The organism is Streptomyces sp. NPDC051684, assembly GCF_044453445.1.
In the GTDB taxonomy this organism is placed as follows: domain Bacteria; phylum Actinomycetota; class Actinomycetes; order Streptomycetales; family Streptomycetaceae; genus Streptomyces.
Genome location: NZ_JBITCS010000042.1, coordinates 45568 through 65403 on the forward strand (window position 1 = coordinate 45568; position 19836 = coordinate 65403).

The 19836-nt window shown below is 71.2% G+C and carries 16 protein-coding genes, 3 pseudogenes and 1 riboswitch; of the genes and pseudogenes, 11 read left to right on the top strand and 8 right to left on the bottom strand.

Features of this window, described 5'->3' with window-relative positions; all coding sequences use genetic code 11:
• Positions 1–68 precede the first annotated feature (68 nt).
• From ACIA8D_RS35405 to ACIA8D_RS35425, 5 genes are all read left to right on the top strand, one after another.
• Positions 69–878: a c-type cytochrome gene (locus tag ACIA8D_RS35405; protein WP_399238384.1), complete on the top strand. Its 810-nt coding sequence runs from the start codon at positions 69–71 to the stop codon at positions 876–878.
• Complete coding sequence (locus ACIA8D_RS35410) at positions 875–1930, top strand: Rieske 2Fe-2S domain-containing protein (RefSeq protein ID WP_399238386.1); 1056 nt, start codon at positions 875–877, stop codon at positions 1928–1930. Before ACIA8D_RS35405 ends, ACIA8D_RS35410 begins: the two co-directional genes overlap by 4 nt.
• A complete protein-coding gene (locus ACIA8D_RS35415; RefSeq protein WP_399238389.1) occupies positions 1927–3567 on the top strand; it encodes a cytochrome bc complex cytochrome b subunit in 1641 nt (546 codons plus the stop codon). The genes ACIA8D_RS35410 and ACIA8D_RS35415 overlap by 4 nt, the downstream gene beginning before the upstream one ends.
• Positions 3568–3700: 133 nt before the next feature.
• Positions 3701–4765, top strand: coding sequence for an anthranilate phosphoribosyltransferase (trpD, locus tag ACIA8D_RS35420; RefSeq protein ID WP_399238391.1), 1065 nt, complete (start codon positions 3701–3703; stop codon positions 4763–4765).
• An 87-nt stretch (positions 4766–4852) separates the two neighbouring features.
• Positions 4853–4970: riboswitch (SAM riboswitch) on the top strand.
• A 176-nt stretch (positions 4971–5146) separates the two neighbouring features.
• Positions 5147–6532, top strand: a complete 1386-nt coding sequence (locus tag ACIA8D_RS35425; protein WP_399238393.1) for an aminotransferase class V-fold PLP-dependent enzyme — start codon at positions 5147–5149, stop codon at positions 6530–6532.
• Here the strand turns inward: ACIA8D_RS35425 and ACIA8D_RS35430 are convergent.
• The 7 genes and pseudogenes from ACIA8D_RS35430 to ACIA8D_RS35460 form a co-directional block, all read right to left on the bottom strand.
• Positions 6484–6663, bottom strand: a pseudogene (locus ACIA8D_RS35430) (glycerate kinase); the annotation flags it as partial. The gene ACIA8D_RS35425 and the pseudogene ACIA8D_RS35430 sit on opposite strands and share 49 nt — an antisense overlap.
• Positions 6647–7840 (bottom strand): annotated as a pseudogene (locus ACIA8D_RS35435) (SLC13 family permease); the annotation flags it as partial. The pseudogenes ACIA8D_RS35435 and ACIA8D_RS35430, both read right to left, overlap by 17 nt.
• Before the next feature lie 128 nt (positions 7841–7968).
• Positions 7969–8631: a response regulator transcription factor gene (locus tag ACIA8D_RS35440; protein WP_399238395.1), complete on the bottom strand. Its 663-nt coding sequence runs from the start codon at positions 8629–8631 to the stop codon at positions 7969–7971.
• Positions 8628–10012, bottom strand: a pseudogene (locus tag ACIA8D_RS35445) (ATP-binding protein). Before ACIA8D_RS35445 ends, ACIA8D_RS35440 begins: the two are co-directional and overlap by 4 nt.
• Positions 10013–10069: 57 nt before the next feature.
• On the bottom strand, positions 10070–10372 hold the full coding sequence (locus ACIA8D_RS35450) for a small secreted hydrophilic protein (protein WP_399238397.1): 303 nt from the start codon (positions 10370–10372) through the stop codon (positions 10070–10072).
• 81 nt (positions 10373–10453) lie between these two features.
• Positions 10454–10735 (bottom strand): Lrp/AsnC family transcriptional regulator, encoded by a 282-nt coding sequence (locus tag ACIA8D_RS35455; protein ID WP_266720470.1) that lies wholly within the window; start codon positions 10733–10735, stop codon positions 10454–10456.
• Positions 10732–11475 (bottom strand): rhomboid family intramembrane serine protease, encoded by a 744-nt coding sequence (locus ACIA8D_RS35460; RefSeq protein WP_399238399.1) that lies wholly within the window; start codon positions 11473–11475, stop codon positions 10732–10734. The genes ACIA8D_RS35455 and ACIA8D_RS35460 overlap by 4 nt, the downstream gene beginning before the upstream one ends.
• A gap of 113 nt (positions 11476–11588) precedes the next feature.
• Between ACIA8D_RS35460 and ACIA8D_RS35465 the strand changes: the two genes are divergently transcribed.
• From ACIA8D_RS35465 to ACIA8D_RS35485, 5 genes are all read left to right on the top strand, one after another.
• The gene (locus ACIA8D_RS35465) at positions 11589–11828 is read left to right on the top strand and encodes a hypothetical protein (RefSeq protein WP_399238402.1); all 240 of its coding nucleotides are present in this window, start codon (positions 11589–11591) and stop codon (positions 11826–11828) included.
• Positions 11829–11860: 32 nt separating this feature from the next.
• Positions 11861–13213, top strand: coding sequence for an NYN domain-containing protein (locus tag ACIA8D_RS35470; protein ID WP_399238405.1), 1353 nt, complete (start codon positions 11861–11863; stop codon positions 13211–13213).
• Between the two features lie 302 nt (positions 13214–13515).
• Positions 13516–14541 carry an NlpC/P60 family protein gene (locus ACIA8D_RS35475; RefSeq protein WP_399238407.1) on the top strand — a complete coding sequence of 342 codons (1026 nt, stop codon included), beginning with the start codon at positions 13516–13518 and terminating at the stop codon, positions 14539–14541.
• 236 nt (positions 14542–14777) lie between these two features.
• Entirely contained in the window at positions 14778–15812 is a 1035-nt protein-coding gene (locus ACIA8D_RS35480) for an NlpC/P60 family protein (RefSeq protein ID WP_399238409.1), read from the top strand.
• Positions 15813–15848: 36 nt separating this feature from the next.
• A complete protein-coding gene (locus ACIA8D_RS35485; protein ID WP_399238411.1) occupies positions 15849–17060 on the top strand; it encodes a hypothetical protein in 1212 nt (403 codons plus the stop codon).
• Positions 17061–17063: 3 nt separating this feature from the next.
• Here ACIA8D_RS35485 and ACIA8D_RS35490 read toward each other — a convergent pair whose 3' ends face one another.
• Positions 17064–18311 carry a glycosyltransferase 87 family protein gene (locus tag ACIA8D_RS35490; protein WP_399238413.1) on the bottom strand — a complete coding sequence of 416 codons (1248 nt, stop codon included), beginning with the start codon at positions 18309–18311 and terminating at the stop codon, positions 17064–17066.
• A gap of 92 nt (positions 18312–18403) precedes the next feature.
• On the opposite strand from ACIA8D_RS35490, the gene ACIA8D_RS35495 reads away from it, so the two are divergent.
• Positions 18404–19555, top strand: a complete 1152-nt coding sequence (locus ACIA8D_RS35495; RefSeq protein ID WP_399238416.1) for a glycosyltransferase family 4 protein — start codon at positions 18404–18406, stop codon at positions 19553–19555.
• Positions 19556–19836 lie beyond the last annotated feature (281 nt).

Below are 19836 nucleotides of genomic sequence, written 5' to 3' on the forward strand. Positions count from 1 at the left end.
GCATCGGGCGAAGAACCCGACACATTTCCGCAGCACCGACGCAGAAGATCCTGACACCGGGGTAATCCGTGAAAAAGCTCTCCGCACGACGACGCCATCCGCTGGCGGCGGTCGTCGTCCTACTCCTCGCGCTGGCGGCCACCGGGGGGCTGTACGCCGCGTTCGCACCCGCGGACAAGGCGCAGGCCGATGAAACCGCCCAGTCCCTCGCCATCGACGAGGGCAAGAAGCTCTATTCCGTCGGCTGCGCCAGCTGCCACGGAACCGGCGGTCAGGGCACCTCCGACGGGCCGAGCCTCGTGGGCGTCGGCTCCGCCGCCGTCGACTTCCAGGTCGGCACCGGCCGTATGCCGGCCCAGCAGCCGGGCGCGCAGGTCCCGAAGAAGAAGGTCATCTACTCGCAGGCCGAGATCGACCAGCTCGCGGCGTACGTCGCGTCGCTCGGTGCCGGTCCGGTCGCGCCGACCGACAAGGACTACAGCGCCAACGGCGCGGACATCGCCAAGGGTGGCGAGCTGTTCCGCACCAACTGCGCCCAGTGCCACAACTTCACCGGTGAGGGTGGCGCGCTGACACACGGCAAGTTCGCACCGAGCCTTGAGGGTGTGGCCCCGAAGCACATCTACGAGGCCATGCAGACCGGCCCGCAGAACATGCCGTCGTTCCCGGACACGACGATGACCAAGCAGAACAAGAAGGACATCATCGCGTACCTCGACGCGGTCAATGGTGACAAGACCGAGAGCCCCGGTGGACTCAAGCTGGGCGGGCTCGGCCCGGTCAGTGAGGGCCTGTTCGCCTGGATCTTCGGTCTTGGCGGTCTGATCGCCGTCGCCATCTGGGTTGCCGCTCGGACCGCAAAGGCCAAGAAGTCATGAGTAGCCAAGACATTCCAGAAGAGAACCTGCCCACTGAGCAGGAAGCCGAGGAGCACGGCTCGGTCGCGGTGAAGGACGAGCCCTTCACCGACCCGGGTCTGCCGCCCCACGAGCACCGGATCCAGGACATCGACGAGCGGGCCGCCAAGCGGTCCGAGCGCGTCGTTGCCTTCCTGTTCATGGTGTCCATGCTGGCGACCGTCGGGTTCATCGCCTCGTACGTCACCATCGACGTCGATACGAGCGTCTACATCTTCCCGCTGGGTCACATCAGCGCGCTGAACTTCGCGCTGGGTACGACCCTCGGTGTGGCGCTGTTCTGCATCGGCGCGGGCGCGGTCCACTGGGCCCGCACCCTGATGTCCGACGAAGAGGTCATCCAGGAGCGGCACCCGATCGAGGCGGAGCCCGAGGTCAAGGCGAAGGTCCTCCAGGACTTCGCCGACGGCGCCCGTGAGTCGCAGTTCGGCCGGCGCAAGCTGATCCGCAACACCCTGTTCGGCGCTCTCGCGCTGGTGCCCCTCTCCGGTGTGGTGCTGCTTCGTGACCTCGGGCCGCTGCCCGAGAAGAAGCTGCGCACCACGTCGTGGAAGAAGGGCCTGACCCTCGTCAACATGAACACGAACGAGCCGCTGCTGCCTTCGGACATCGCGGTCGGCTCGCTCACCTTCGCCAAGCCCGAGGGCCTGGAGGAGCACGACGAGGACTTCCAGACGAACATCGCCAAGGACGCCCTGATGCTCGTCCGGATTCAGCCGGAGAACATCAAGGACAAGCAGGAACTCGAGTGGTCCCACGAGGGCATCGTGGCGTACTCGAAGATCTGCACCCACGTGGGTTGCCCGATCTCCCTGTACGAGCAGCAGACGCACCACGCGCTGTGCCCGTGCCACCAGTCCACCTTCGACCTCTCCGACGGTGCCCGGGTGATCTTCGGTCCGGCCGGTCACGCGCTGCCGCAGCTGCGCATCGGCGTCAACGAAGAGGGTCACCTCGAGGCGCTGAGCGAATTCGCTGAGCCCGTCGGTCCTGCCTTCTGGGAGCGCGGATGAGTACTACGACGACGAACGACGCGCCTGCGCGCGAGAAGGCACCGGCCGGCGAGCGTGTAGCCGACTGGGCCGACGGACGTCTGGGGATCTACTCCCTGGCCAAGTCCAACATGCGCAAGATCTTTCCGGACCACTGGTCCTTCATGCTCGGCGAGATCTGCATGTACAGCTTCATCATCATCATCCTCACGGGTGTGTATCTGACGCTGTTCTTCCACCCGTCGATGAACGAGGTCACCTACGACGGCAGCTACGTCCCGCTCCAGGGGCAGCTGATGTCGGAGGCCTTCAACTCGACGATGCACATCTCCTTCGATGTGCGCGGTGGCCTGCTGATCCGTCAGATCCACCACTGGGCCGCGCTGATCTTCCTCGCGGGCATGTTCGTGCACATGATGCGCGTGTTCTTCACGGGTGCGTTCCGCAAGCCGCGTGAGGTCAACTGGCTGTTCGGCTTCCTGCTGTTCGTCCTGGGCATGTTCACCGGCTTCACCGGTTACTCGCTCCCGGACGACCTGCTCTCCGGTACCGGTGTCCGCTTCATGGAGGGCGCGATCCTGTCCGTGCCGATCGTCGGCACGTACATGTCGTTCTTCCTGTTCGGCGGAGAGTTCCCGGGCGGCGACTTCGTCGCGCGGTTCTACTCGATCCACATCCTGCTGTTGCCGGGCATCATGCTCGGCCTGATGGCGGCGCACCTGATCCTGGTCTTCTACCACAAGCACACGCAGTTCGCGGGTGCCGGAAAGACCAACAAGAACGTCGTGGGCATGCCGCTGCTCCCGGTCTACATGGCCAAGGCGGGCGGCTTCTTCTTCCTGGTCTTCGGTGTCATCGCGGTGGTCGCCGCGATCGCCACGATCAACCCGATCTGGGCCATCGGTCCGTACCGACCCGACCAGGTGTCCACGGGCGCCCAGCCGGACTGGTACATGGGCTTCTCCGAGGGCCTGATCCGTGTGATGCCGGGCTGGGAGATCGACTTCTGGGGTCACACGCTCGTCCTGGGCGTGGCCATCCCGCTGGTCGTGATCTTCCCGCTGGTCCTGGTCGCGATCGCGGTCTACCCGTTCATCGAGGCCTGGGTCACCGGCGACAAGCGCGAGCACCACATCCTGGACCGCCCGCGCAACGCTCCGACGCGTACGGCGTTCGGTGTCGCGTGGATCACCTGGTACTTGGTGCTGCTCATCGGTGGTGGAAACGACCTCTGGGCCACGCACTTCCACCTGTCGATCAATGCGATCACCTGGTTCGTCCGGATCGCGTTCTTCGTCGGACCGGTCATCGCCTTCATCGTCACCAAGCGGATCTGCCTCGGCCTCCAGCGCCGCGACAAGGACAAGGTGCTGCACGGACGCGAGTCCGGCATCATCAAGCGCCTGCCGCACGGTGAGTTCATCGAGGTGCACGAGCCGCTCGACCAGGAGGCCCTGCACACGCTCACGGCGCACGAGCAGTACGCGCCGGTCGAGATCGGCCCGACGGTCGACGAGAACGGTGTCGAGCGCAAGGTCACGCGGCTGCAGAAGCTGCGCGGCAAGCTCTCGCGCGGTTACTACGGGGAGAACAACCAGATCCCGAAGCCGACCGCCGAGGAGTACAAGGAGATCACCAGCGGCCACGGCCACCACTGATCTCTGATCCGTCGCTGTAAGCCACAGCGGGAGCCCTCGTCCATTGCCTGGACGGGGGCTCTTTGCGGTCCCTGGACCTGGATAGGGTGGGACCGCAGCACCTTTCGACCCACAGATGCACACAGGAGCGGCCATGAGCGCTTTGAACCCCGCTGGAGGCGACACCGCGGCGGGCCGTTCCTGGCCCGCCGTCCTGAACGGCCTGCTGGAAGGCCGCGACCAGAGCGCAGACGACACCGCGTGGGCGATGGACCGGATCATGCGTGGCGAGGCGACCGACGCGCAGATCGCCGGGTTCGCGGTGGCGCTGCGCGCCAAGGGCGAGACCGTGCAGGAGATCTCCGGCCTCGTACGCGGCATGTACGAGCACGCCAATGTGATCGATGTGCCCGGCGAGACCGTCGACATCGTCGGTACCGGCGGCGACGGCGCCAAGACGGTCAACATCTCCACGATGTCCGCGATCGTCGTCGCGGGCACCGGCGCCAAGGTCGTCAAGCACGGCAACCGCGCCGCGTCCTCCGCCTCCGGATCCTCCGACGTCCTGGAGAAGCTGGGCGTCAATCTCGACCTGTCGCCGAAGCGGGTGCCCGAGGTCGCCGAGGAAGCGGGCATCACGTTCTGCTTCGCCATCAAGTTCCACCCCGCCCTGCGCTACGCGGGCGCCGCCCGCGGCCAGCTCGGCATCCGCACCGTCTTCAACCTGCTTGGTCCGCTCACCAATCCGGCCAAGGTGAAGGCGCAGGCCGTCGGCGTCGCCGATGCCCGGATGGCGCCGATCGTGGCCGGGGTCTTCGCCGAGCGCGGCAACTCCTCCCTGGTGTTCCGCGGCGACGACGGTCTCGACGAGCTGACCACCACCGGGACCTCGCGCGTGTGGGTGGTGCGCGACGGCGCCGTGCGCGAGGAGTCCTTCGACCCGCGCGACGTCGGCATCAACGTGGTGCCCATCGAGGCGCTGCGCGGCGGCGACCCCTCGTACAACGCGGAGGTGGCCCGGCGCCTGCTCGACGGCGAGCGGGGGCCCGTGCGCGACGCGGTGCTGCTGAACTCGGCGGCGGCGCTGGTGGCCGTGCGGCCCGGCGAGGGCACGCTCGTCGAGCAGATCAGGGCCGGCATGGACCGGGCCGCCGAGTCGATCGACTCCGGGGCGGCGAAGACCGCGCTGGAGCGGTGGGTGGCGGCCAGCAACCGGTAGGCGCGTTCATGGTGTGACGCAGGGCGCAGTCCAGATTTTGGACTGCGCCCTTGCTGTTGGTGAGACCTGTGGCAGGATGCTTTCCAAGGTCATGAGTGACAGCGATCGAGGCCCCAGCCCGCTGTCCGGCAACCCTCCGTCCGTGGCGGGGTGCCCTGGGTGAAGACCAGGCCGTGCGCAGCAAGGCGCGTGGCAAGCGCGGACCCCTCGCAACCCTGGGGTCCTGGTCCTCAAGGGAGCAGTCTCGTGAGCAAGCGAATGCGGTAGGGCGTTTCGGCCCCGCCTCCGCGTACCCGTTCCATCTTTCTTTCCGTGCTGTCGAGCCCTGTCGCTCAGCGCTCCGGCATGGTCAATTCGCTTACCGCGCCAGGGAGTTCACCCATGTCTGTTTCCGTCGACGCCGCCGCCTGTACCTCGGCCCCCGCTGAGACCGCGGCCCCGCTCGCCGTCCTCGGCCGGGACGTCACCGTGCCGCTCGTCACCGGTGGCGAGGTCACGTACGCCGCTCTCGACTACGCCGCCAGCGCGCCGGCCCTCCAGCGGGTGTGGGACGACGTCGCCGCCTACGCGCCGTACTACGGCAGCGTGCACCGCGGCGCCGGGTACCTCTCGCAGTTGTCCACCGACCTGTTCGAGAACTCCCGGGTCGCCGTCGCCGAGTTCCTCGGCTGTCGCGAGGACGACCAGGTCGTCTTCACCCGCTCGACCACCGACTCGCTCAACCTGCTCGCCGCCGCGCTGCCCGCCGACTGCCAGGTGTTCGTCTACGAGACCGAGCACCACGCCTCGCTGCTGCCGTGGCGCGACGCGCGGGTCACGTACCTCAACGCGCCCCGCACGCCCGGCGAGGCCGTCGACACCCTGGAGCGCGCCCTCGCCGAGCGCGACCCGTACGGCCCCGCCCTCGTCTGTGTCACCGGTGCCTCCAACGTCACCGGTGAGCTCTGGCCGGTGCGCGAGCTCGCGGCGGCCGCTCACGCGCACGGTGCCCGCATCGTGCTCGACGCCGCGCAGCTCGCGCCCCATCACCCCGTCTCCGTGCAGGACCTGGACGTCGACTGGGTCGCCTTCTCCGGGCACAAGCTGTACGCCCCGTTCGGCTCGGGCGTGCTCGCGGGCCGCTCCGACTGGCTGACGGCCGCCGAGCCGTACCTCGCCGGTGGCGGCGCCTCCAAGAAGGTGGCGCGGCGCGTCGACGGCGGCGTCGACGTCGAGTGGCAGACCACCGCGGCCCGCCACGAGGCCGGTTCCCCGAACGTCATCGGTGTGTACTCCATCGCCTCCGCCTGCAAGGCGCTCACCGAGGCCGGGTTCGACAACCTCGTCGCCCGCGAGCAGTACCTGATCCGCAAGGTCCAGGACGGGCTCGCGGAGGTGCCCGAGGTGCAGGTGCTCTCCCTGTTCGGCGACGAGGCGCCGCGTGTGGGCGTGCTCTCGTTCGTCGTCGAGGGCTGGAACTCCTCGCACTTCGCCGCCGCGCTCTCCGCCGAGTACGGGATCGGGGTCCGCGACGGCCTGTTCTGCGCCCACCCGCTGGTGCGCACGCTGCTCGGCTCCGACCCGCAGCAGCAGGGCGAGTGCGGCGCCCCGGAGGCCGCGCCGGGCGAGAAGTCGCTCAACGCCATCCGCGTCAGCTTCGGCGCCGGGACGCCCGACGAGCACGTGGAGCGCTTCGTGTCCGCCGTGAAGGAGCTCGTGCGCGACGGTGCCCGCTGGAGCTACCGCACCGAGGACGGTCGCTGCGTGCCGGACACCACCAACGCCTGATCGCGCGGGGCGAGCCGGCTGCCCAGCAGGATCATGCGCAGGGCCCGTTCGGTGGCGTCGGTGAGGAACTCGCCGCCCCGGCCCAGCGCCTCCGCGAGCGTCACCGGGGCGGGCAGGATCGAGCTGTAGGCCGACCGCCGCCGCCATGACCAGTGGCACGAGCACGGAGGAGCGGGCCGGGCGGGACTGGAGGATCAGGTGGGCGGCCGTGCTCACCGCGATCACCACGGCGAGGAACAGCCAGGGCAGTACGTCCAGGGGGACCCCGCCCACCAGCCACTTCGCGGCGCCGGACTCGGCGAGCGCGACGCCCATCGCCATCGTCGCCGCCATGAACAGGAGCAGCGACCACGGGACCGTACCGAGCGCGTCCTTCAGCCGTACGGTGCCGAGCGCGGGGGAGGCCGCGACCACCGCGCCGATCAGTGCGACGACGGCGGGCGGCACTTGGTGCAGCGGTTCACTGCACCACAGGGCGACGACCGTGGCGAGGAGCAGGGCGCAGCGGGTCTCGGCCGGCCCCCAGGGGCCGGTGACCGGCTGCTCGCTGTGCTCCTGGAGCTCGTCGAGCGTGATCCGCACCGGGCCCTCGCGGTCCGCGCGCCGCGTCGTCGTCAACAGCACGGCCTCCGCCGCCAGGTGGGAGGAGGCGATGGCGAGCGGCAGGCCGAGCAGCAGCCACTCCGTGAAGCCGATCCGTTCGCCCGTCGCCTCCCACAACACGGACACGGTGATGAGGTGCGCGCCCGCGCCGATCAGCGTCGCGACGGCGGAGAGCAGGATGACCGTCGGGAAGAGCAGCGCCAGCATCACGACCAGCCGGCGCCGGTCGGCCAGCACCTTCGCGAGGGCCAGGAAGGCGGGCAGCGCGAGCGCCGCGCGGCCCGAGGTGGCCGGGACCGCGAAGGCGGTGACGACGAGCGCCGCGGTCGTCAGATGCGTCAACTGCCGTACGCCGCGCGCCCCGCTGACCAGGAACGCCGCCGCCCGCCCCGCGAGCCCGCTGCGGGCCACGGCGGCGGCGAGCACGAACGCGCAGATCAGCAGCCACACCGTCTCGTCGCCCAGCGTGCTGAACAGCGTCTCGCTGCTGATCACGCCCGTCGCGGTGAGCGCGAGGCCCGCGCCGAGCGCGATGTACGTGTCGTCGATCGACGTCCCGATCCACGCACAGGTCGCGAGTGCGAACACGGCGAGCGTGATCCGGGCGTCGCCGTTCAGCCCGGGGAAGTTGCCGGGAACCACGAGCAGCGCGCAGATGCTGAGGGCGACGCACAGGGGCGCGGCGGTACGGAGATTCAGGGTCACGCGGTTCAGCGTGGTGCGGCGCGGTGAGCCTCCAATGAGCGACACATGAAGGGAAGTTCACCCACATCAAGCCCCGCCTTTGGACGAGAGCCCGCGGGGTCCGGGGCAGAGCCCCGCGACCGCAACCCTCACTCCCGCAACCGGTACCCCATCCCCCGCACCGTCTCCACATGCCGAGCGCCAAGCTTCTTCCGCAGCGCCCGCACGTACACATCCACGATGTTCGACCCGGGATCGAAGTCGTACCCCCACACATGGGACAGGATCTGCTCACGGGACAGCACCTGGCCGGGATGACGCAGAAACAGTTCAAGGAGCACGAACTCACGGGCCGTCAGGTAAACCGTCCGCCCCTCCGCACGCGCCCGCCGCGTCCGCAGGTCAAGCGTGAGGTCGCCGCCGCCGAGCATCGTCACCTCGGGCGTGCCGGAGGCAGTCCGCAGTCGCAGCCGGACCCGCGCGAGGAGCTCCTCGAAGCGGAACGGCTTGGTCATCCAGTCGTCGGCGCCACCCTCCAGGCCCGCCACCGTGTCCCGTACCGAGTCGCGCGCGGTCAGCACGATCACGGGCGTCGTCACCCGGGCCTCGCGCAGCTGCCGCAGGACCGTGAAACCGTCCAGGCCCGGCAGCCCGATGTCCAGGACGATCAGGTCGAAGCCGCCGGTCAGGGCGTAGTCGTGGGCGCTGTCGCCGTCCCCGACGACCGTCGTCGTGAAGCCGCCCGCGCGCAGCCCCTTCTCCACGAACGAGGCGATGCGCTCCTCGTCCTCCACGATCAGGATGCGGTTCATCTCGGCTCCGTCCGGTCGAGTACGAGGGTGAAGGTGGCCCCACCGCCGTCGGTGCGGCTCAGTTCGGCGCGGCCGCCGTGGCTTTGGGCGATGGCCTGGACGATCGCGAGGCCGAGCCCGGCGCCCGTGCTCCGCGAGCCGCGTCGCGCGGTGCCCCGCCGGAACCGCTCGAAGATCACCGCGGCGTCCTGCTCGGTGACGCCGGGCCCGGCATCGGCGACGTACAGCTCGACGCGCTCGCGCTCCGCCCGGTCGCGCACGACCCGCGAGCCGATCCCTATGCGCTGCCCGGGGACGGTGTGCTGCACCGCGTTCTGGGCGAGCTGGACCATCGCCTGTGTGATCCGCTGCGGGTCCAACTCGGCCTCGGTGTCGGCGACCTCGGCCAGCTGCCAGTCCCGCTCGCCGAGCGCCCTGGCCTTGACGAAGACGTCGGCGGTCAGCTCGGCGAGCTGCACCGGCTCAGGCGTCACGAAGTCCGGGCGTTCCGCCTTCGCGAGGAGCAGCAGGTCCTCGACGATGCGGCTCATCCGGTCCAGCTCCTCCATCACGATCCGCACCGTCTCCTCGCGCTCGTGCGGATCGTCGCCCATCAGCTCCAGATGGCCGCTGACGATGGTGATGGGCGTCCGCAGCTCGTGCCCGGCGTCGTCGACGGCTCGCGCTGCGCGGCGAACGCCCGCTCCAGTCGGTCGAGCATTCCGTTGAACGTCTCGGCGAGCGCCGCGATGTCGTCGCGGCCCTGCACGGGGATGCGCCGGGTGAGGTCCTGCTCGGTGAGTTGCGCGGCGGTGGTGCGCACCAGGCGTACGGGACGCAGGATGCGGCCCGCGACCGCCCAGCCGATACCCGTGGTCATCAGCAGCGCGACCCCGGAGATCGCGAGCAGCATGTGGAAGACGCTCTCCGCCTTGGCCTGCTCGCGCTCCGGGTGGAACGCGACGACGAAGGCCGCCGCCGGCCGCCCCTCGCCCGCGCCGATCTCCACCTTCGACCAGCGGACGACGCCGTCGGTCCGGTGCAGGGCGCCGCTGGCCCCGGGGGAGCCGAAGACGGCGCGCAGGCCCGCCGGGTCGCGGGCGAGCGCGTGGTCGACGTCGGGGGACCGCGACTGCTCCTTCTTGGCGGGCGTGCGGTTCGCCCCGCGGTCGATCAGGCCGAGCAGCTCCTCGTCCGGGTCGGCGTACTGCCGCTCCAGGTGCAGCTTGAGCAGCGGGTCCGGGTCGGTGAACCGTTCGCCGCTGCGCGGGTCGACGCCCTTGCGCACGAAGTTGGCGAACTCCCCGGTCTCCTGGGCGAGCAGCCGGTCGACGCGGTGGTCCACATCGCGCAGCAGCACCGAGCGGGTGGTGGCGGCGACCGCGGTCAGCGCCGCCGTCATCACGACGAGCAGCCACAGCAGGATGCGGACGCGGGCGGAACCCAGCGGTGCGCGGGCTCAGCCGTCGTCGCCGGGCCCGTCGTCGTCGGAGGCGCCGCCGCGGTCGTCGTTCCCGTCGTCGGCGTCGTCGTCCGTGCCGGCTGTGCTGTCACCGGCTGAGGGCTTCTCGCTCACCGGTGACGGGGACACCGTCTCGTCACTGGGCGTCGGGCGCGGCGCCGGGGAGCCGCTCTCCAGCTCCACCTTCGGCGGCGACTTCGGTGGGTCCGGGCTGTCGGTCAGGGCGGAGCTGGTCGCCGCGATGCCGAGCGGGATCGCGACGACCGCGGCGAGGGCCGCCATGCGGTGGGAGAAGGCCATGGCAGCCACGTTCGGCGGCGTACCCGGTCGGCATGATGAGCCGCGGGTGAAGAAACCTTCATGGAGCCGCCGCGGTGGGCGTTACGCGTCCAGGCCGATCGCGAACGCCGCCTCCAGGTCGTGCTGCGAGTACGTACGGAACGCGACGTGCGTGTCCGTGCCCTCGACGCCCTGGATCTTGCTGATCTTCCCGGGGATGACGTCCGCCAGGTCGTCGTGGCGGGCGACCCGGACCATGGCGATCAGGTCGTAGGTACCGGTGACGGAGAAGACCTCGCTCACGTTGTCCAGGGCCGCGATCGACTCGGCGATCTCGGGGATCCGGTCCACGCTGGTCTTGATGAGCACGATCGCGGTGATCACGGCTGGCTGTCTCCCTCGGTGGCCGTGGCATGGGTCGCCTCAACTCTAGCCCGGCCCCGATATCTGCCCCACGCCCACAGGAACCCGACCGAGAACCCCACCAGGTGCGCCAGATACGCCACCCCGGGCCCCTGGGTCTCCTGTCCCGCCGCCGCCCACTGCAGCGCCACCCAGAACGGCAGCACCACCCATGCGGGGAAGCGCAGCGGCAGAAAGAACAGGAAGGGGAACAGGCTCGTCACGCGGGCTTCGGGGAACAAGAAGAGGAACGCGCCGAGGACCGCCGAGATCGCCCCCGACGCGCCCACCAGGCTCTGGTCGGAATCGGTGTGCGCGAGCGCGTACCCGAGCAGCGCCAGATAGCCGCTGACCCCATAGAACAAGGCGTACGAGAGGCGGCCCATGTGTTCCTCGACCATGGCCCCGAACACATAGAGGAAGAGCATGTTGCCCAGCAGATGCAGCCAGCTGCCGTGCACGAACAGGGCCGTGAGCGGGGTGAGCAGGGCCCGCCCCGATCCGCCGAACAGCTCGTCGGGGACCACGCCCCAGCGCTCGAAGTAGGCGCTCTGCGCGGCGAGCAGCCGGTCCCCGGTGCCGTAGCCGGGGTTCAGGCCCGAGGCGGGGGACAGCACGAAGACCACACAGCAGACCGCGATGATGCCGTACGTGACCGGAGCCGGGTGACCTCTGAGGAATGCGGTCAGCCTGTCGATCGCGGAGCGCCCATTGCCGATCATGGACAGAGCATGACGCACGGCGGGGAGCGGGCGGCGTGCGGCAGGCCGTAGGGTTACGGGCAATAAAGCAAGCACCACGCAACCCGCATGCATCCGGAAGAAGGCACCACCCGATGACGGTTCCCCTGCCGACCGCCACCACCCGCTGGCGCTGCACGCTGTGCGGCAACCTGACGCGTTTCGACGTCACGCGGTCCTCGAAGGTCGTCGAGTACATGCACCTGGACCTGGCCGGTGAGCCGAAGGTGGAGGAGCGCGACGTGGTCAGTGAGACCATCGAGTCGGTTCGCTGCCGCTGGTGCAACGCGGTGGATCAGGTGGAACTGGTGGACAGGCCGGGCGCCGACTCCTGAGGAGCGGCTCCACAGCGACATTGGGGTGACGGATGGTGGAGAGCACAGGCGGGGAGGCCGGGGAGGGCGGCGCCGCCGAGGTGCTCGACCGTCCGCTGCCCGAGGGGGTACGGCGGCGCGTCGTGCAGATCGCGTCGGACGGCTTCGGCGGACTGACGGTCGGTGAACTGCCGCCGCAATTGCGGCAGTATGCCCGCTTCACCCCGACCCGTCGGATGAAGTTCGCCGGCAACGCCATGGCCGCGGCCCTGGAGAGCGACGCGCTGTTCCGGCAGCGGATCGGCGAGCGCCTCCGGGACGCGCAGCCCGAGCTGGCGACCGCCCTGGAGTCGGGCTCCCCGCCGCCCGCGGCCGATCCGCTCGACGTGGCGGCGGCCGCCTATGTGCTGCGGCCCGTCGGCTGGGTGAAGCTCGTCGCCGCCGCGGGCGAGGACGCCGAGCGGGCCGACGCCGAGCGGGCCGACGACGAGACCCGGGCCGAAGTGGAGCGGCTGCGTGCCGAACTGGCCGAGGCCAGGTCCCAGACCAAGGCCGAGACGGAGCGGCTGCGCGCCGAGCTCGACGCCGCCAAGCGCGAGGCCGGCTCCGTGGAGCGCAAGCTGCGGGCCGCGCTCAGCGACGTGAAGCGCGGCGAGGCCGCCGCCCGCAAGGCGCGGGCCGAGACCGACGCGGTGCGCGCCGAGGGGCAGGCCCAGGTGTCCGCCGCGGAGCGCGAGACGCGGCGGCTCAAGTCCCGGCTCGGTGAGGCGGAGTCGGCCCTGGAGTCCTCCCGCCGGGCGGCCCGCGAGGGGCGCAGCATCGAGGACATGCGGGTGAGGCTGCTGCTCGACACGGTCCTCGACGCGGCCCAGGGGCTGCGCAGGGAGCTCGCGCTGCCGCCGGTGTCCGCGCGGCCCGCCGACTCCGTGGACGCCGTCGAACCGGGCCGGATGACGCCCAAGGACATCGCGGCGCGCGCCCTGCACGAGCACGACCCGGCGATCCTCGACCAGTTGCTGGCGCTGCCGCAGGCCCACCTCGTGGTGGACGGCTACAACGTCACGAAGACCGGGTATCCGACGATGCCGCTGGAGAAGCAGCGGCTGCGGCTGCTCGGCTCGCTCTCGCAGCTCGCGGCGCAGACCGGGGCCGAGGTGACCTGCGTCTTCGACGGGGCCGAGCTGGCGGCGCCGGTGCTGCTCGCGCCGCCGCGCGGGGTGCGGGTGCTGTTCTCGAAGCCGGGGGTCACGGCGGACGAGCTGATCCGTCAGCTCGTGCGCGCCGAGCCGTCGGGGCGCCCCGTCATCGTCGTGTCGACCGACCGGGAGGTCGCGGACGGCGTCGCGAAGGCGGGCGCGCGGCCGGTCGCCTCCGTGGTGCTCCTCAAACGGCTCTCGCACGGCTGAGCTTCCCCCAAAAGGGGCACCGAGTTACCTATGTCACACGCGCAACATCCGTGTCGTATGCCCGAATTGGCGAAACCTTCACGCAACGTAGCGTCAAGCGGACATCACTGCATGTGAGTTGAGTGCAAAGAATGCAGCGAGTGACGGAGTTTTTTCTCTGAGGGATTTGAACTGATCACGAAGAGGTCACTAGGGTCTGGCTCGAACCTCCGCTCGGGTGATCACTCATAAGGGGTGACGGTGGAGGGTCACCGCCGACCGGCCTCTCGGTAGGCGGCTGGAGGAAGAAGGAGCTCGCCTTCGTGGCGTCCCACCGTCGACCCAAGCAGCCGAGCCGCACCCGCGTGACCGTGCTCACCGCGACCGCCGCCGCTGCCGTGGCCCTCACCTCTCAGGCCGCCAACGCCGCACCCAAGCCCAGCAAGAGCGAAGTCAAGGAGAAGGTCGACAAGCTCTACGAAGAGGCCGGTGCCGCGACCGACCGCTACAACGGGGCCAAGGAGAAGCAGAAGAAGCTCGAGTCGGAGATCGGCGACCTCCAGGACAAGGTCGCGCGCGGCCAGGAGGACCTCAACGACCTGCGCTCCGGCCTCGGTTCGCTCGCCGGCCAGCAGTACCGCAGCGGCGGCATCGACCCCTCGGTCCAGCTCTTCCTCTCGTCCGACCCGGACAGCTACCTCGACAAGGCCTCCACGCTCGACTCGCTCAGCGCCCAGCAGCTCGAGTCGCTCAAGAAGGTCCAGGAGAAGCAGCGCACGCTCGCCCAGGAGCGCGCCGAGGCCTCCCAGAAGCTCAAGGACCTCGCCGACACGCGCGCCGAGCTCGGCAAGAAGAAGGAGCAGGTCCAGGACAAGCTCGCCGAGGCCCGCAAGCTGCTCAACACGCTGACCGCCGAGCAGCGCGCCAAGATGGCCGCCGAGGAGCAGCGGGCCAGCCGCGACGCCGCCAGCCGCGTCGACCTCGGCGACGCGCTGCCCGCCTCGGGCCGCGCCTCCGCCGCCCTGTCCGCGGCCGCCACCCAGATCGGCAAGCCGTACGTCTCCGGCGGTTCCGGCCCCAACTCCTACGACTGCTCGGGTCTGACCCAGTGGGCGTACAACCAGGCCGGTGTCTCCATAACCCGCACCACGTACACCCAGATCGGCGAGGGCACCGAGGTGCCCAGGAGCCAGCTCAAGCCCGGCGACCTGGTCTTCTTCAACAACACCCAGCACGTCGGCCTGTACGCGGGCAACGGCCAGGTGCTGCACGCCCCGCACCCCGGCGCCGGGGTGCGCTACGAGTCGATGGACACCGTCGGCCCGTACCAGACCGCCCGCCGCATCTGACCCGGCGGAGGGCCCCGGTCCTCCGCCTCTCAACGCGCCCTGGAAACGCGCCCGTTCGGGCGAATTCCACGACCCCGCGCTGACCCCCGCGCCCCGCCCATGACCTGCGTCAGAAGCGGGGCGCCGCGCTGCGTGCCCCCTGAACGGTCTTTGGCCAGGGGGTAGTCGCCCGACTACTGTCGGCGCGCATTCCCCCGATCACGGGGGTCCGTCAGCGGAAGGGGGAGCGGCAACCCGTGGGTTCTCATCGCCGTATCTCGCATTCTCGGCACCCGGGACTCGACCGGAGTACCCGCGCGACCGTGCTCGGCGTGGCAGCTGCCTCCGCCGCGGCGGCGCTCGGCGCGGCCCCGGCGGGCGCCGCGCCGCAGGACCGGCCGGGCTCCGGCAAGGCCGCCGTGGACCGCCTGTACGAGCAGGCCGAGAAGGCCACCGAGGCGTTCAACCGGGCCGACGAGCGCACGGACAGGCTCCGCAAGGAACTCGCCGCGACCCAGGACCAGGTGGCCCGCGGTCAGGAGCGGATCAACGCGATGCGGCGTGCGCTCGGCGTGGTGGCCGGCGCCCAGTACCGGTCCGGCGGCATGGACCCCTCGCTCGCCCTGATGCTCTCCTCCGACCCCGACGGCTACCTCGACAAGGCCGGCACGCTCGACCGGATCGGCGAGCGGAACGCGGGCGAGCTGGTCGAACTGCGGGGCGCCCAGCGCGATCTGGACCAGCGCAGGGCCGAGGCGCGCGTCGAGCTCGCCGAGCTGGAGGCCGGCCGCAAGGCCGTCCGGCAGCACAAGCAGAGCGTCGAGAAGAAGCTGGCCAAGGCGCGGCGGCTGCTCAACGCGATGCCGAGCGGGGAGCGGGCCGCCTACGACCGGGCCTCGCGCGGCCAGAGCCGCCCCGACCTGTCCGGCGCGGGCCCCGCCTCCTCCGCCCGCGCGGCCGCCGCGCTCGCCGCCGCCGAGTCGGCGCTCGGCAAGCCGTACGTCTGGGGCGCGACGGGACCCTCCGGCTTCGACTGCTCGGGCCTCATGCAGTGGTCGTACGGGCAGGCGGGCGTCGGCCTGCCGCGCACCTCGCAGGCGCAGGCGGTGGCGGGCCGCCAGGTCCCGCTGTCCCAGGCGCGGCCCGGCGACCTCGTGGCCTACGGCTCCGACGCCCACCACATCGGCATCTACGCGGGCAACGGCCAGGTGATCCACGCCCCGCACCCGGGCGCCCCCGTGCGCTACGACCCCGTGGGCATGATGCCCGTCTCATCCGTGACCCGGGTCTGAGGCTCCTTCGCCCGACTTCGCCGTACGATCGACAAGATGGCTGGTCGACGGCGTGCGGTGGGCAGGACGGGGAGTGCGATGGCACTGGGCGCCCTGCTCGTCGGGCTTTCCGCGCTCTCCGGGTGCTCCGGTGACGACGGGCCGAAGGGCGCGGACGCGGCCGCCGTGCAGCGGGTCCTGGACCGGCGGGCGCACGCCGTCGTCACCCGGGACGGGCCCGCGTACCGCTCGACGGGCAGCGCGGAACCCGGACTGCTCGACGACCTGTCCGAGGTCCCGCTCGACTCCTGGAGCTACGAGCTCACCCACCTGGAGCGCGCGGGATCCAGGGCCACCGCCACGGCCGAGCTGCGCTACCGGGTCGACGGCTACGACAAGGCGCCCGTGGTCGCCGAGCGCCGGCTGACGCTGGGGCACGGCGACGACGGCTGGTACGTCACCGGGGACCGGCCCGCGAAGAAGGCGGGCGAACAGCTGTGGGAACAGGGCCCGGTGACCGCGGTCAAGGGCACGCACAGCCTGGTGCTCGGGGTCGGCAAACCGCGCTCCGAACTGCGCTCGTACGCGAAGCTGGCCGACGAGGCCGTGCCCTCCGTGCAGCGCTCCTGGGGCCGCGACTGGGCGCGCCGGATCGTCGTCCTGGTGCCCGAGTCCCTCAACGAGATGGGCAGGATCCTCGGCGCGCCCGCCGCCGGCTACCAGGGGATCGCCGCCGTCACGACGGGCGAGGCGGGCGGCCCGAAGACCGCGCCCGCGGACCGGGTGATCCTCAACCCCGAGGCGTACGGGGTGCTCGGCGAGGTCGGCAAGCAGGTCGTCCTCACCCACGAGACGGCCCACGTCGCGACCCGCCGCGTGACGTCCGGCGCGACCCCGCTGTGGCTCTCCGAGGGGTACGCGGACTGGGCGGGCTACCGCGAGAGCGACCGCACGCCGGAGCAGGCGGCGCCCGAGCTGCGGCGCGCCGTCCAGCAGGGCGCGGCGCCCGCCGAACTCCCCGGCGACAAGGACTTCGGCTTCTCCGGCGACTCCGCGAAGCTCGCCCGCGCGTACGAGAGCGGCTGGCTGGCCTGCAGGATGATCGCGGACCGGTGGGGCGAGGCGGAGCTCAACGCCTTCTACCGGGCGGTCGGCGGCCACAAGGAGCGCGCCGGTGCCGTCGACGGGGCGCTGCGGCAGGCCCTCGGCATCGACGAGCAGCAGTTCGTGGCGCAGTGGCGGGAGTACGTACGGTCCGAGCTGGGCTGAGGACTACGGGGTCGGCACGGCGTTGTCGTTCTCGTGCGTCGGCGGGGTCGGCGCGGCGGCCCGCTCGGCGCGCCGGGGCTCGGTCACCGTGGCGCGCCACAGCCGGCGGCAGGCGCTCAGGGAGGCCACCACCAGCAGGCCGTTGCGCACGAAGAGGAGCGTGACGCCGAGCGGGTCGCTGGAGACCACGTTCCCGAAGTAGAGCGGGAACTCCAGGAACGTCACGAACGTCGCCGCGAGCACCAGGCACACCGGCAGCGTCATCCGGCTGTCCCGGAACAGCATGCAGACGGCGGCCACGCCCACCAGCCACACCATGTACTGCGGGCTGATCACCCGACTCGTCGTCGTGAACAGCAGCACCGCCGCCAGGCCCGCGTCGGCGAGCGTCGCGGACTGCCAGGCCCGCGCCCGCAGCCGCCACAGCACCAGCCAGCCGAACGCGAGCGCCGTGAGCACCTGCGCCAGCGTGCTCACCACGTCCACGTGCGGGCCGAGGAACTCCATCGAGCCGTAATTCAGCTGCACCGTGCCGTTCCAGCCGAACTGGCGTGCCACGTGGAAGACGAGGGCGCCGAGGGACTCCACCTCCGTGCCCCGGTCCTTCTGGGAGGTGAGGAAGCCGAGCGCGCCCGGCATCGCGACCGAGAAGGAGACCAGCAGCACGGCCGCCGTCACGACCGCCGTGCCCCAGGTCTGCCGGGTGGCCCGGCCGCGCCGCGTGCCGAGCAGCAGCAGCGCGGGCCACACCTTGATCATCGCGCCGATCGCCGCGAAGACGCCCGCGGCCCGCGGATGCCGGGCCGCCGCGAGCAGCGCCGCGATGGCGACGGCCGTCACCATCACGTCGTAGCGCGCGTAGACGGTCTGTCCGAGCAGCGGCAGCCCGACGACCCACACCCAGGCGCCGCGTCGTGACCCGCCCCGCCGCTCGGAGACATGCAGGAGCGTCAGCAGGACGACGGCGTCCGTCAGGAACGCGAGCAGGAAGAAGGCGGAGGCGTACGACAGGAAGGGCAGCAGCGCCGGGGAGAGGATCGCCATCGCGGCGGCCGGTGGGTACTGCCACGTCACGTCGTCCAGCGGGAACGTTCCTGTGCGCAGGACGTCGAACCAGCCCTGGTAGATCACGTGGACGTCGCTGGTGACGTCGGGGCCCGGGACGACGATCACCTTGAAGACGCACAGCAGGAGCAGCGCCCGGGTCAGCACCCAGGTGACCAGGAGTCCGGCGGGGGTTCGCGTCTTCATTCGAAACATGATGCCGGGCCGACCCGTGGCCTGGCCATGGACCCCCGCGGCGCGGCGGCCGCCGTCTGGCGGGTTCGGTACTGTCGGCGGTGATGCGCCAGACACCGAAGACTCTGCTCGTGACCAATGACTTCCCGCCGCGCCCCGGTGGGATCCAGGCCTTCCTGTACAACATGGCGCTGCGCCTGGACCCGGAGCGGCTCGTCGTCTACGCCTCCACGTGGAAGCGCAGCCGGGAGGGCGTCGAGGCCACGGCGGCCTTCGACGCGGAGCAGCCGTTCACGGTCGTCCGCGACAACACGACGATGCTGCTGCCGACGCCGCGGGTGACGCGGCGCGCGGCGGGGCTGCTGCGGGCGCACGGCTGTACGTCGGTGTGGTTCGGGGCGGCGGCGCCGCTCGGCCTGATGGCGCCCGCGCTGCGCAGGGCCGGCGCGCGGCGGATCGTCGCGACCACGCACGGGCACGAGGCGGGCTGGGCCCAACTCCCCGCGTCCCGGCAGTTGCTGCGCCGCATCGGCGAGGGCACGGACACCGTCACGTACCTCGGCGAGTACACGCGCTCGCGCATCGCGGCGGCGCTCACGCCCGCGGCGGCGGGGCGGATGGAACAGCTCCCGCCGGGGGTCGACGAGAAGACGTTCCACCCGGGGTCGGGCGGGGACGTGGTGCGGGCGCGACTCGGTCTGACGGACCGCCCGGTGGTCGTGTGCGTCTCGCGCCTGGTCCCGCGCAAGGGGCAGGACACCTTGATCCTCGCCATGCCGAAGATCCTGGCGGCCGTGCCGGACGCGGTGCTGCTGATCGTGGGCGGCGGCCCGTACGAGAAGGACCTGCGCAAGCTGGCTGCCGAGACCGGGGTCGGGGACTCCGTCCGCTTCACGGGGGCCGTGCCGTGGGAGGAGCTGCCCGCGCACTACGGGGCGGGGGACGTCTTCGCGATGCCGTGCCGTACGCGGCGGGGTGGGCTCGACGTCGAGGGCCTCGGCATCGTCTACCTGGAGGCCTCCGCGACCGGGCTCCCGGTCGTCGCCGGCGACTCCGGCGGGGCGCCGGACGCGGTGCTCGACGGGGAGACGGGCTGGGTCGTGCGCGGCGGCTCCGAATCCGAGTCCGCGGACCGCATCATCACGCTCCTCCAGGACCCGGAACTCCGCCGCCGCATGGGGGAGCGGGGCCGCGCCTGGGTCGAGGAGAAGTGGCGCTGGGATCTGCTGGCGGAGAGGTTGCGGGGGTTGTTGTAACGGGTGCCGTGGCTGGCGGTGCCGCGGGTAACGGTGCGCCGAACGGTGGCCGGGGCCGCCCGCACCGGTCCGCCGCACCGGGGTGCCGCCTTGCCCACCGTGCCGCCCAAGGCGGTTGCGGACATCGCGCCCTACGCGCCAGATGGGCGGGGGACACGGGACAACGCTCCCGAAGCGGGAGCTGTGGGCCTAGGGCTTGTCGTTTGGATCAGGCCGGGCTCGCGGGGCCTGGCACGCACGCTCGCGGCGTTGTCGTCGGTCGACGACGCTCCGCGTCGCCT